Annotated in this window: 11 protein-coding genes; 1 reads left to right on the plus strand and 10 read right to left on the minus strand. The window is 67.2% G+C overall.

What is annotated here, in order from left to right; translation table 11 throughout:
* Positions 1–16: 16 nt before the first annotated feature.
* From ACFOPH_RS02365 to ACFOPH_RS02405, 9 genes are all read right to left on the minus strand, one after another.
* Complete coding sequence (locus ACFOPH_RS02365) at positions 17–1,441, minus strand: PA domain-containing protein (protein ID WP_379733225.1); 1,425 nt, start codon at positions 1,439–1,441, stop codon at positions 17–19.
* Positions 1,428–1,856 carry a post-PEP-CTERM-1 domain-containing protein gene (locus ACFOPH_RS02370; protein ID WP_312549485.1) on the minus strand — a complete coding sequence of 143 codons (429 nt, stop codon included), beginning with the start codon at positions 1,854–1,856 and terminating at the stop codon, positions 1,428–1,430. The genes ACFOPH_RS02365 and ACFOPH_RS02370 overlap by 14 nt, the downstream gene beginning before the upstream one ends.
* A 477-nt stretch (positions 1,857–2,333) precedes the next feature.
* Positions 2,334–3,407, minus strand: coding sequence for a branched-chain amino acid ABC transporter permease (locus tag ACFOPH_RS02375; RefSeq protein ID WP_312549492.1), 1,074 nt, complete (start codon positions 3,405–3,407; stop codon positions 2,334–2,336).
* Positions 3,408–3,423: 16 nt separating this feature from the next.
* On the minus strand, positions 3,424–4,479 hold the full coding sequence (locus ACFOPH_RS02380) for a branched-chain amino acid ABC transporter permease (RefSeq protein ID WP_312549484.1): 1,056 nt from the start codon (positions 4,477–4,479) through the stop codon (positions 3,424–3,426).
* A 10-nt stretch (positions 4,480–4,489) separates the two neighbouring features.
* Complete coding sequence (locus ACFOPH_RS02385; protein WP_379733227.1) at positions 4,490–5,260, minus strand: ABC transporter ATP-binding protein; 771 nt, start codon at positions 5,258–5,260, stop codon at positions 4,490–4,492.
* Entirely contained in the window at positions 5,220–6,014 is a 795-nt protein-coding gene (locus ACFOPH_RS02390) for an ABC transporter ATP-binding protein (RefSeq protein WP_312549482.1), read from the minus strand. Before ACFOPH_RS02390 ends, ACFOPH_RS02385 begins: the two co-directional genes overlap by 41 nt.
* 1 nt (position 6,015) lies before the next feature.
* Complete coding sequence (locus ACFOPH_RS02395) at positions 6,016–7,239, minus strand: substrate-binding domain-containing protein (protein WP_379733229.1); 1,224 nt, start codon at positions 7,237–7,239, stop codon at positions 6,016–6,018.
* Positions 7,240–7,270: 31 nt separating this feature from the next.
* The gene (locus ACFOPH_RS02400) at positions 7,271–8,167 is read right to left on the minus strand and encodes an alpha/beta fold hydrolase (RefSeq protein WP_312549480.1); all 897 of its coding nucleotides are present in this window, start codon (positions 8,165–8,167) and stop codon (positions 7,271–7,273) included.
* 115 nt (positions 8,168–8,282) lie between these two features.
* Positions 8,283–10,571, minus strand: coding sequence for a TonB-dependent receptor (locus tag ACFOPH_RS02405; RefSeq protein WP_379733231.1), 2,289 nt, complete (start codon positions 10,569–10,571; stop codon positions 8,283–8,285).
* Positions 10,572–10,876: 305 nt separating this feature from the next.
* Between ACFOPH_RS02405 and ACFOPH_RS02410 the strand changes: the two genes are divergently transcribed.
* A complete protein-coding gene (locus tag ACFOPH_RS02410; RefSeq protein ID WP_379733233.1) occupies positions 10,877–11,770 on the plus strand; it encodes a LysR family transcriptional regulator in 894 nt (297 codons plus the stop codon).
* Positions 11,771–11,851: 81 nt separating this feature from the next.
* Here the strand turns inward: ACFOPH_RS02410 and ACFOPH_RS02415 are convergent, their stop codons facing one another.
* Positions 11,852–13,015, minus strand: coding sequence for a GNAT family N-acetyltransferase (locus ACFOPH_RS02415; protein WP_379733235.1), 1,164 nt, complete (start codon positions 13,013–13,015; stop codon positions 11,852–11,854).
* Positions 13,016–13,028: the final 13 nt, after the last annotated feature.

Here is a 13,028-nt window from a genome sequence, read left to right on the forward strand (position 1 = left end):
CAGGTCCGGCCTTCGCTTACCAGCCGATATCCTGCAGCAGCGGGTAGGTAAGATCGTTCGGCAGGCCGACGGTGTGCGACAGGTCGGAATTGATCGACGGCTCCATCAGCCGGTTCGGCTTGGCCTCGGTGGTGAAGTGCGAGACCGAGGAGCCGGGTTCGTTGGTGGTCGGCGTGTACATCAGGATGCGGCGTCGCGCGTCGGTGCCGGACAGGCGGGTCGGATCGATGCCGAGCGATGCGACCACGCCGGAAGCGGTGGGCGACCTGGCCTGCAGTGCGGCGCGCAGGGCGGCGCCGGCTTCCTGGGTGATGCGCACCGACGGAATCGTGATGCCGGGATCGTCGCCGCTCATGCCGGTCGGCTCGCCGGGCGCGTTGTCGGCAACGATCATGCCGATCGCGCCCGCGGCCTGCACGTTGCGCGCCTTGGAAACGAAGTCGCAGCTGCCGCGCGAGACCAGGGCGATGTTGCCGCGCACGGCGAGCGCGTTCGGCTCGTTCAGGGGATTGCATGCCAGGCCGGTGCCGTCGGCCTGCTCGGCCACCGGCATCAGCTGCCCGCTGACCGCGTTCGCGCCGAGCGGCGGACCGAAGGAGGCGTCGCCGACGGCGTAGTCGCCGGCCGCGTTGCCGGCGGCGCTGCCGCTGACCGTCAGCCGCGAGCGCGGATCGAGCAGTTGCGGCACCGCGGCCGTGACGTTCGGGCCGTTCCAGGACAGGCCGTTGCCGCTGATCGCCGAGGCGACGCGTTCGGCCTCGCTCATGCCGGCCCAGGGCCGTTCGGTACGGTTGTCGACCAGGAAGTGGTCCCAGACCGACGGCATGCCGTTGATCTGGGCGCCGGTCTCGTCGTCGGTGAAGGTCTGGAAGCCCAGGCCGTGGGCCATTTCGTGTAGCAGCACCGTGACCAGGTCGATCTGGCCCCCGGTATTGTTGTCGACGCCCAGGTAGAAGCCCGAGCCCGGCATGCAGTCGGGGAACAGGCCGAGGCGCGAATTGAAGCGCGAAATGATGTGCGGCTCGCCCGGCGTGGCGAGGTCGGTGCCGGCAAGCTTGCTGGCCAGCGCACTGGGATACCAGGTGTTCGGGCGCGGCACGTTGGTGAAGTCGGACCAGATCTCGTTCGCCCCCGCCGAGCCAAGCACGGCGCTGTTCGCGGTGCACGACAGCGGCACGAAGGACGCGCCGATCCGGATCGGCACGCCGCTCGTGAGGGTGGATGCCCAGACGTTGGCGGCGTGCTGGAAGGCGTACAGGCGCTGGGCGCCGAGCGTGGTGCCGGGATTGCCGCCCACCGGCGTCACCGGGGTGGGATCGTTGAAGCCGATGCCGGGCGCGTTCTGGTTGACGATGGTGACGGTGGCGGCCTGGACGGCGAGGGCGGCGCTGGACAATGCGAGGGCTGCGGCTATACGCAGTGGAAATTTACTGGCTTTCATGGCGACCCTCCTTGTCGTGTCCGGCGTGGCTGTTTCCCTGGCCATCCTGGTGGACGGCCTGGTCGGCGGCGTCCGCGCCGTGCACGCACTGGCCGGCGAGCTTGCCGTCGGCATCGCGGGTAACGACCGAATACACCAGGCCGCGTTCGCCCAGGCGCACCTGGCGTGCACCGCTGGCGTGGGTGATTACGGAAGGCTTGCCTGGCGCCGTGATCGCGCCCGTCGCCTGCGCTGCGCCCGTCGCCTGCGCTGCGAGCGCGCGGGCTTCGGCGGGCGTCGGCGCACGCAGCTGGCCGGTCTGGGCGTCGCGCACGACGACCATGCCCTGTTGCGTTTCCTGGGCGGCGCCGTGACGCGGCATGAAGAGGCAAATGGCGGCGAGGGGGAGCGCGGCGAAGAGTTTATTGGGTGACATGGCAGGCCTCCGGACGCTTCAGTGCAGTGTCGGTCGGGTAACCGGCGCCGGCCGCGGTGTACGACTTCAGTAGTTTCATGGAATTGTGCTTTCATGCGGAGCCAGAAAAGATGGCTGTTCCACTCGCGCTGGCTGACACGAGGCCATGGCTGAGTTCATCATATGAGCTGAACGATGGCCAACCTTGATCTCTGTTCAAGCGGAGACAAACTCAGCGGTTATTGGGGCTGCGGCGTGGTGCGCACGGTGGGGCGGGCTCGTGAACGATGCCGGATGGAGATCGGCGTTGCGTAGGGTGGGCACTTGTGCCCACGCGGGATGGTGCTCACGCAGACCACCTTCATATCCGGCGCCGGCGACCTTGGCGCTGTTGTGACGTGCGAAGGGTGAGACCGCGTGGGCTCGAGAGCACACCCTACCAAAAGCGGCGGAAAGGAGCGGCGCGGACGATGGACGCCCGCGCCAGGGAGGGAAGGATCAGCGCGCCGCCAGCCAGCTGCGCACGCGCAGCTTGCCCACGATCCCGATCGGGAAGAAGTAGATCGACAATACGAACAGCACGCCCAGCCACAGCATCCAGCGGTCCGGATGCAGGGCGGCGGCCAGCAGCGGCACGCCTTCCAGGGCGTTCGAGCCGTGCGCCATCAGCTCCTTCAGGTAGTTCTGCGCCAGGATGAACAGCGCCGCGCCGACCACCGCGCCGTACATCGTGCCCATGCCGCCGATGACGACGATCAGCAGGATGTCGGTCATGACCTCGAAGCCGAGCGAGGTCTTGGGGCCGACGTAGCGCAGCCACAGGGCCATCAGCGCGCCCGCGAGGGCCGCCACCAGGGCCGCCAGGCAGTTGGCCCAGATGCGGTAGACCACGGTGCGGTAGCCCAGCGCCTCGGCGCGGAACTCGTTTTCGCGGATCGCCTGCAGCACCCGCCCGAAGGGCGAATTCACCAGGCGCAGCAAGAACAGGAACAGCAGCAGGCAGCCGAAGAACACCAGGTAATAGGTCAGCAGCTTGCCGTCGATGGCGCGTCCGAAGACCTCGTTCTCGACCAGCGTGAAGCCGGGCGTGAGCACCTCCGGCACGCTGAAGGTCTTGCCGTCCTCGCCGCCGGTGAAATCCGACAGCTGCGAGGCCAGCACGGCAAAGGACGAGGCGACGGCCAGCGTGATCATGGCGTAGAAGATGGCGCGCACGCGCAGGGCAAACAGGCCGACGACAAAGGCGAGGGCGAGCGCCAGCAGCAGCGCCAGGCCCAGGCCCTTCATCGCCACGCCCCAGGTCGGCTCATCCACCGATGCCAGGGCCAGGCCGATGCCGTAGGCGCCGATCCCGTAGAACATCGTGTGGGCGAAGGAGACGATGCCGGTGTAACCCAGCAGCAGGTCGTAGGAAGCGACCAGCACGATGTAGACGCAGATCGTGGCGGCCATGTTGAGCGGACGCGCACCGCTGGTGAGGAAGGGCGCGAACGCCAGTCCCAGCAGGATCAGGATCAGCGCCGCGGACAGGATGCGGCTGCGCGGCAGGTCGCCGGACAGGAGTCGGGTCATCGGATTCATCGCCATCTCAGCCTCGCATCTTCGAATACAGCCCGGCCGGGCGCCACAGCAGGATCGCGATCATCAGGATGATGTTCGAGACCAGCGCGATCTTCGGCGCCAGGAAGCCGGCATAGTTGGCCACCAGGGCCATCAGCAGGGCGCCGATGAAGCAGCCGCCGACCGAGCCCAGGCCGCCGATGATGATGACGATGAAGATCATGATCATGATCTCGCCGCCCATCGCGGCCGACAGGGTTTCCTTGTACAGGCCCCACATCACGCCGCCCAGGCCGGCCAGCGCCGAGCCGGCCGCGAACACGCCGACGAACAGGCGGCGGATGCGGTAGCCCAGGCTCTCGACCATCTCGCCGTTCTCGACGCCGGCGCGGATCAGCAGGCCGATCTTGGTGCGGTTAAGAAGCAGGAACATGCCCACAAAAACAACCAGGCCGACAATCACCGCCACCAGGCGGTATTTTTCGATGGCGGCGTCGCCCAGGAAGATGGCGCCGCGCAGGCTGGTCGGCAGCGGCAGGGCGATGGTCTCGGCGCCCCAGATCACGTTGATCAGCTGTTCGGCGACGATCATGCCGCCCATCGTGATCAGAATCTGCTTCAGGTGCTGGCCATACACCGGCATGATGATCACGCGCTCGAAGGCCCAGCCCAGCAGGGCCGTGACCAGCATGGCGACCGTGACCGCCAGGCCCAGCACGCCGAGATTGACCAGCAGCGAATCCATCTCGAGCCAGCCGCGCATCGGCAGCAAGACCATGGTGGCGGCAAAGGCGCCGACGGACACGAAGGCGCCGTGGCCGAAGTTCAGCACGTTCATCAGGCCGAACACCAGGGTCAGGCCGCTGGCCATGATGAAGATCATCATGCCCATGGCGAGGCCGGCGACGGTCAGGGTGACCCAGGTCGGGAAGCTGCCGACCAGCGGCAGCACCAGCAGGGCGATGGCGGGCACCAGCAGTAGCGGCGCGATGTCGCGCGGCGCCGCCGGGAGGGGCGTGTCCGCCTGGGGCGGCGGCGCGTCCGCCTTGGGCAGGGCGGCGGCACGGGGAAGGGTAGCACTCATCGTGTGGTTCCTATTGGTGGGAGTCGAGCGACAGGCCCAGCAGGCGCTGTTGCAGCTCGTCGTCGTTGGCCAGCGCGGCCATGCCGCCGGCATGGGCCACGCGGCCGTCGTCCATCACGCTCACGGTATCGCCGAGGGAGCGCACGAAATTGAAGTTCTGCTCGACCAACAGGACCGTGGTCTCCAGCTCCTTGAGCTCGCGGAAGGCCGCGATCAGGCTCTGCACGATGGCCGGGGCCAGTCCCTTGGTCGGCTCGTCCACCAGCAGCAGCTTCCTCGGCTCGACGATCGCGCGGGCGATCGCCACCATCTGCTTCTGGCCGCCCGAGAGGTTCCCGGCCGGGTAGTTCCAGAATTTCTTCAGGGCCGGGAAGAAGCCGAAGATCCAGTCGAGCCGGGCCTGATCCATCGGGCCGCTGCGCGCCGCCAGGTGCAGGTTCTCGCGCACGGTGAGGTCCGAGAACACGGCCATGCTTTCCGGGACGTAAGCGATGCCGAGGCGGGCGATGTCGGGCGTGGCCAGCTTCGTGATGTCGCGGCCGTCGAAGACGATCGCGCCGGCGCTGGCCTTCCACAGGCCCATGATGGTGCGCAGGGTGGTGGTCTTGCCGGCGCCGTTACGGCCCAGCAGGACCGACAGACCGCCGCGCGGCACGACCAGGTCCACGCCCTGCAGGATGTGGTACTGGCCGATGTGGGTGTGCACGCCGGAGAGCGTGAGCAGCGGTGCGCCGGCCTGCTCAGGCGATGGCGGCTGCGGGTTCGGTTTCGGGTGTTCCAAGATAGGCTTCCTGTACGATCTTCGATTGCATCACTTCGGCGGGCATGCCGTCCGCGACCAGGGTGCCGTTGTGCAGCACGATGATGCGGTCGGCCAGCTGGCGCACCACGTCCATCTTGTGTTCGACCAGCAGCACGGTCTTGTTCGCGTCGCGTTTGACGGCCTGGATCAGGTCGAGCACGACCGGCACCTCGTCCACGCTCATGCCGGCGGTCGGCTCGTCGAACATCAGGATCGACGGCTCCAGCGCCAGCAGGATCGCCACCTCCAGCTTGCGCTGGTCGCCGTGCGACAGGGCGCCGACGCGGGCGTCGCGCTTAGGCGACATCGCCACGCGCTCCAGGTAATGCTCGGCGCGCTCGATCAGCTCCTTGTGGCCGAACCAGACCGAGAACATGTTCATCCCCAGGCCGGCGCGGCTCTGCACGGCCAGGCGCACGTTCTCCATCACCGTCAGGTTGGGGAACAGGTTGGTGAGCTGGAAGGCGCGCCCGATGCCGAGGCGGGTGCGGCGCGCGGCGCCATGGCGAGTGACGTCCTGGCCGTTCACCAGCACCTGGCCGGAGGTGGCCGGGAGCTGGCCCGAGACCAGGTTGAAGTAGGTGGTCTTGCCGGCCCCGTTGGGGCCGACGATCACCGTCAGCGTCCCCGGGAAGAAGTCCGCCGTCACCGCGTTGACCGCGACGTGGCCGCCGAAGCGGATCGTCAGGTCGCGCGTCGACAGCGAAGGCTGCTGTGCGTTGGTGGCCGCCATGTCAGCGCTTGTTCTTGACCGGCAGCGGCATCTCGCTGGCCGGGATCTCGCGCACCAGTTCCAGCAGGTCCCACTCGTTGGCCTGGTTCTTCTTGATGCGGAAGTGGTACATCGACTGGATCGCCTGGTGGTCTTCCTTGCGGAAGCTCATCGTGCCCTTCGGCGTGTCGAAGCTCATGCCTTCCATCGCGGCGACCAGCTTTTCGCTGTCAATTTTCCCACTGCGGTCCGGGACCTTCGAGAGCGCGTTGAAGACGGCGCTGGCGGCGGCGAAGCCGCCGGCGGTAAACATGTCGGGCGGGGATTTGAAGCGCTTCTGGTGCTCGGCGACCAGCCAGTCGTTCATCTTGTTCTTCGGGAAGGCGTAGTAGTAGTAGATCGTGCCTTCGGTGCCGGCGTAGCTCTTCCAGGTCTTCATCACCGGCAGGATGTTGCCGCCGGGGGCCAGCGCGATGCCGTAGCGCTCGGGCTTCATGTCGGCGATCTTGTTCATCGGGTTCGGGCCGGCCCAGACGATGCCCAGCACGCGCGGCTGCGGCTTGTCCTTCAGGGCGTCGAACAGGCGCTGGGTCGAGGCGGTGAAGTCGGTGGTGGTGGCCGGCGCGTATTCCTCGTGCACCACCCTGGCCTTGCTGCCGGTGGCGCTGAGTGCTTCCTTGCCGGCCTTGATGGCGTCGCGCCCGAAGGCGTAGTCCTGGGCCAGGAAGGCGACGCTGCCGCCCTTCAATGTGCTCGCTGCCGCGAGCGCATCCTGCATGGAACTGCGCGCGGTGCGGAAGACGTACTTGTTCCACTTCTCGCCGGTGATGGCGTCGGCCACGGCCGGCTCGATGATCAGCACCTTCTTGTATTCCTTGGCCACCGGCAGCATCGCGATCGCCGAACCCGAGGAGGTGGTGCCCACCGCGATGTCGGCCTTGTCGTCGCCGTAGGCTTCGGCCAGCAGGGTGCGGCCCAGGTCCGGCTTGCTCTGGTCGTCCTTGACGATGACCTTCAGCTTGCGGCCGTTGATTTCCATCTTGCCGCCGGTGAGATACTCCAGGCCCATCATGAAGCCGGTCTCGGTCTCCTTCGCATAGGCTTCGAGCGCCCCGGTCTTGCCCGCGATGAGGGCGACCTTCAGGTCGGGGCCGGCGGCCAGCGCGACTGGCGCGGCGCCGGCGGCAAAGGCGGCCAGCATGGCTGCGCCGAGGGGCTTGATGAGAGGCTTGATCAGGTGGTTCATGGTTGTCTCCTAAGATTCTGATTCTGTTTTTTTAAGGAAGCCGCGACAGGAACTGGCGGATCGCGCCCAGCGCTTCCGGTTCGGTGAGCATCGGCGCATGGCCGACGTTCGGCACTTCGGTGTAGTCCATGGTGGGCGCGGCCTGCCGCATCCACGCGGCCTGCTGCGGTTCCACCAGGTCCGACAATGCACCCCTGACCAGCAGGGTGGGGCGACGGTGCGCCAGACGCCGGAAGGCCATGCGCGATGCCAGCGATGTCGGCCGCAGTTTACCCGTTTGCAATGCCAGCGCAATATTCGGGTCGTAGCGCAGGGCCAGCTTGCCGGCGGCGTCGGGCGCGAAGGCGCGCCGCGCCCACTTGTCCCATTCCTCGTCCGGGCTGTCGGGGAAGGCGCAGGCGTTGATGTCCTTCAGGTAGCCGGCCGCGTCCTGCCAGGACGAGAGGGTGTTGCAGCGCCCGGCGTAGCCGGCGATGCGCGCCAGGCCGCGGGTCGAGAGCACGGGGCCGACGTCGTTCAGGACGGCGCCGGCGATCAGGTCGATATGGCGCATGGCCAGCGTCATGGTGATCAGGCCGCCCATCGAGGTGCCCACGAAGACGGCGCGCGCGATGCCCAGGTCGTGCAGCAGCTTGACGACGTCGCCGGCGTAGACGTTCGGGTTGTAGTTGTCGGGATCGGCGTCGTGCGCCGAGTGGCCGCGGCCGCGCACGTCGGGCGCGATCACGCGCCGGCCCATGCGCGCAATGGCCGGCGCCAGCTCGTCGAAGTCGGCCGAGTTGCGGGTCAGGCCGTGCAGGCAAACCACGGGCAGACGCGCCGGCAAGGGTGCCGGCGGGCGGGTGTCGTCGGCCTGGGCGGCGTAGTCGCGTGCATACAACGCCAGTCCGTCGCTGCTCTGAAAACTGATTGGAGTGAAGTTAAGCACGCTGGGGAAATCCTGTTCGGGTCTTCCGCGATGGAAGGGAAGAGGGGCGCGCCGCCGCCCATGCGGAAGGCGGCGCGCTGTCCTGGTTAGTGGTACTGGAACTTGGAAGCGACGCTTAGAAGCGGTACTCGAGCGTGGCCGAGACCGTGCGCGGGTTGCCGTAGAAGGCCGTCAGCGTGCCCTCGTTGCCCAGGGTCGGGAAGAAGTAGCCGGCGGTCTTGTAGCGCTTGTCGCTCAGGTTCTTGCCGTGGATGCCGGCGCGGATCTTGCCGTCGGCACGGGTCCAGACGACGCTCGCGTCGTACAGAGTGTAGGACTCCTCGTCCAGCACCGAGGCGTACTCGAACTGATGGATGGCGCCCTTGTACGAAGCGCTGCCGATCAGCGACAGCTTGCCGTTGCGGCCCAGCAGCGGCAGCGCGATGTCGTAGTTGGCGCGCAGGTTGGCCGAGCTCCTCGGGGTGTTCTGGAAGAAGCGCTGGTCGGCCACGTTCAGGCCGTTGACGATGTACTCCTTGTACTCGGCATCGATGTAGCTGTACATGCCGGCGATCATGAAGTCGCGCGTCAGGTTGGCGATCGCCTCCAATTCCAGGCCCTTGATCTTGGCCTTGCCGGCGTTGGTGGTCACGCCGGCGAAGCTGTCGTCGCGGCCGTCGCCGTTGGTGTCGATGGCGACCGAGCCCGGGATCTGCACGTCCTGGTAGTCGCTGTAGAACACGGCGGCGTTGGTCGTGATGCGGCCGCCGTCGAAGGCCGACTTCAGGCCCAGCTCGTAGGTCTCGATGGTTTCGGGCTCGTAGCCGGCGCGTGCCTGGGCGTCGGTCAGGCGGGTGCCGACCATGTTCAGGCGCGGATCGAAGCCGCCGCCCTTGAAGCCTTCCGAGTAGGAGGCGTAGACGTTGTGGTCGCTGCTCAGCTTGTAGTTCACGGCGACGCGCGGAGTGAATTTCTTGTCCTTGCGCTTGAGGGTGCCGTTGCGGAAGTCGGTGTCGGTGCGGAACAGGATCGCGCCCGGGTTGCCCATCTCCGGCGAGCCGGCCAGGCCCAGGAAGATCTGGCGGTAGATCGAGGCGGTGCGCTCGTCGACCGTGTAGCGCCCGCCCAGCGAGACCGACAGCGCGTCGTTGACGTTGTAGCTGCCGTCGAAGTAGGCGGCCCAGGCCTTGGTGTCGATGTCGCCGCTGGTGAAGGTCGAGCTCGGGAAGGCACCGGCCAGGATGGTGTCGAACTTGTTGTAGGCGTTGGCGTCCATGTAGTAGACGCCGGCGATGCCCTGCAGGCGCTCGCTCGTGTAGCTCAGCTGGAACTCCTGGCTGAACTGCTTGTTGGTGTACAGGGCCGGCACTTCCATGTCGACGGTCGGCAGGGCGTCGAAGTCGATCGGCGCCCACGACTTATCCTTGCGGCTGGCCGTGATCGACTTGACGCTGAGCTGGTCGTCGATCTGGTATTCGACCAGCGCCGAGACGCCGTGCGCCTTGACTTCCTGCTCGTGGCCGAGGGCGCGGGTCAGGTTGGCGCGGGTGTCGAATTCGTTGTCCAGGATCGGCGCGCCGCTGGTGCGGCCCACCGTCAGGCGGTGGCCGTTCTTCGGGTTCGACTCGTCGCGGGTGGCGTCGCCGGCGATGCGGATGAACAGGTCCGGGGTCGGGGTGAATTCGGCCGACAGACGCAGCGCGGTGACGTCCTTGTCGTAGTTCTCGGCGCCGGTGTACAGGTTGGTGCCGAAGCCGTCGCGCTTGAAGCGGGCCACCGTGCCGCCGACGCGGACGGTGTCGGAGACCGGGGTGCTGGCCGTGGCCACGCCTTCGATCTGGCCGTAGGTGCCGGCGGTGGCGCGCAGGCGCAGGTCGGGTTTCGGGCCGAGCTTGCGGGTCACGTACTTGACCGCGCCGCCGATCGTGTTGCGGCCGTACAGGGTGCCCTGCGGACCGCGCAGCACTTCGATGCGTTCGACGTCGTAGATGTCGGCCACGGCGGCCTGCGGACGCGCCAGGTAGATGTCGTCGATGTAGATGCCGACGCCCGACTCGAAGCCGGCCAGCGGGTCGGCCTGGCCGACGCCGCGGATGAAGGCGGTCAGCGTGGAGTTGGTGGCGCGCGAGGCTTTCAGCGTGGTGTTCGGCAGCGATAGCGCGAGCGCGGTCACGTCCGGCGTGGCCTGCTTGGACAGCTGGTCGGCGGAAAAGGCCGTGACCGATACCGGCACGTCCTGCAAGGACTCTTCGCGGCGGCGCGCGGTGACGACCACTTTCTGGACTTCGGCGGCTGCTTCTCCGTCAGGCGCCGGGGCGCCGCTCGCCTCCTGGGCGTGGGCGGCGCCCATCGCGCTGCTGGACAGGGCCAGCAGGGCCGCGGCGGAACGGTTGAGCAGCTTCATTTTTTTCTTTGTCAGACGCATCGTTGTCTCCTGATTTTGGAATGGCGGACATGCTCGCGAACAGCTCGCGCTTTCGGCTCCCGATTTAGCTCGATCCTGCACGCCCAGCAGTTTGCCTCGCCTGGTTCTGGCTGAAAAGATAACAATCCGCCCACCGACTGTGCGAATTTGCACAAGCCGATGCGCGGTCGTGGTGCATTTCTCGCCGAGGGAAAATGCTGCGGCTGCACAATTTGCGCGTCCGCGGTGCATGGGATGGGTTTTGATTGCAGGAGGAATGTGCACTAGTGCACAATATGTCATCTTGATATTAAACAAGTGCGCCGATGAATACGCTGCCTGAGTGGACCGACCTCCGATTCTTCCTCGAACTGGCGCGCGCGGGCACGCTGTCGGGCGCCTCGCGCCGTCTCGACGTCGAGCACACGACAGTGGCGCGGCGCATCGACCGCCTGGAAAAGGAACTCGGCTCGACCCTGTTCGACCGCTCGCGCGAGGGCTACGAACTGACCGAGATGGGCCACGCGCTGCTGCCGCATGCGGAAGCGATGGAGGGCGCCGCGCTGGCCGCGGCCGAGCAGCTCGGCGGGGCGGAAGTGGCGGCGCACGGCGTGGTGCGCCTGGGCGTGCCCGAAGTGTTCGGGGTGAAGGTGGTGGCGCCGCTGCTGGCCGACCTGATCGAGACCAATCCCGACCTGTCGATCGACCTGCTGGCGCTGCCGAGCTTCGCGAATCTCGCCAACCGTGAGGCCGACCTGGGCGTGATGCTCGATCCGCCGACGACCGGCCGCTACATGGTCACGCGCCTGGCCTCGTTCCGCTTCTACCTGTACGCCTCGCCCGGCTACCTGGCCAGGCATCCGCCGATCCACGAGCAGGCCGACCTGGCCCGGCATTACTTCGTCGACTATGTGCAGGACCGCCTGGCCAGCCGCGAGCTGTCCTACATGGGCGAACTGGGCTTCACGCCGCGCCGGCGCCTGTGCTGCTCGGGCATGACGGCGCAGATCGAAGCGGCCTCGCTCGGCATGGGGCTGATGATGGCGCCGCCCTACGCGGTGCCCGACGACGGCCGCCTGGTCAAGGTGCTGCCCGATTTCTTCGCCGAGCGCTCGTTCTGGCTGGCCGCCCCGACCGACCTCTACCGCCTGCGCCGGGTGAAGGTGGTGTGGAACCTGCTGCGCGACTACGCCGACAGCCAGCCGGGGCTGTTCGTGTAGGGTGGGCGGCTCGACCTCGGCAGGCGCGTGGGCGGCCAGTGCGCCGCCCACGCGTTCAAGCGGCGGGCGAGGCGGGCACGCTCAGCCCCGGCTACGGAAGGGACTGCGCTCGTTCAGCTCGTCCACGTAATCGTCGATCCCGCCCGCTTCCCGTTCCAGGAAGCGCTCGATCGCATCCGCGAACGCGGGATGGGCCAGCCAGTGCGCCGAATACGTGCGCGTCGGCAGGAAGCCGCGCGCCATCTTGTGTTCGCCCTGGGCGCCGCCCTCGAAGGTCTGGATGCCCTGCTCGATGCAGAACTCCAGCGGCTGGTAATAGGCGGCCTCGAAATGCAGGCAGGGCACGTGCTCGATCTCTCCCCAGTAGCGTCCGTACAGGGTCTCCTTAGTGTGGATCACGAGCGAGGACGCGATCGGCCGCCCGTCGCGCTCGGCGATCACGAGCAGGATATTCTCGGGCATCGTCCGGCCGATGCGCAGGAAGAAATCGAGGTTCAGGTAGGGCGTCGAATAATGCGCGGCATAGGTGTGGCGGTAGCAGCGGTTGAAGAAGCGCCAGTCCGACTCCAGCGCGTCCACGCCACGTACGCGGCGCAGCGTCACGCCGGCTTCCCGCACCTTGCGCCGCTCGGCGCGGATGTTCTTGCGCTTCTTCTGCTCCAGCGTCGCCAGGAAATCCTCGAAATCGGCATAGCCCGCGTTCAGCCAGTGGAACTGCACGCCGCTGCGCAGCAGGAAGCCGGCGTCCTGCAGCTGGCGTGCATGTTCCTCGGGCGGGAACAGGACGTGGGTGGACGACACGTCCGTCGCCTGCTGGGTGGCGACCAGCACCTCGATCAGGGCTGCGCGCGCAGCGGCATCGCGCGCCAGCAGGCGCGGCCCCGCTACCGGCGTGAAGGGGACCGCGCTCAGCAGCTTGGGGTAGTACTCGAGGCCGTGGCGCCGGTAGGCATCGGCCCAGGCCCAGTCGAACACGTATTCGCCGTAGGAATGGCCCTTGACGTAGAGGGGCAGGGCGGCGGCCAGCGCGTCGCCGTCGTAGAGCGCGATGTACTGCGGCTGCCAGCCGGTTTCCGGGCACGCGCTGCCGGACTCGTGCAGCGCGTGCAGGAAGGCGTAGGACAGGAAAGGGTTCTGCTCATCCTGGAGCGCGAGCAGTCCATCCCAGGCGGCCTGCCCGATCTCGGACAAGGAAGAAACGATATGCGTGCGATAATGATTAATTGCGTTCAAAATTGCTTCCATAACTAGAAGAGTG

The organism is Massilia haematophila, from assembly GCF_042647645.1.
In the GTDB taxonomy this organism is placed as follows: Bacteria; Pseudomonadota; Gammaproteobacteria; order Burkholderiales; family Burkholderiaceae_D; genus Telluria; species Telluria haematophila.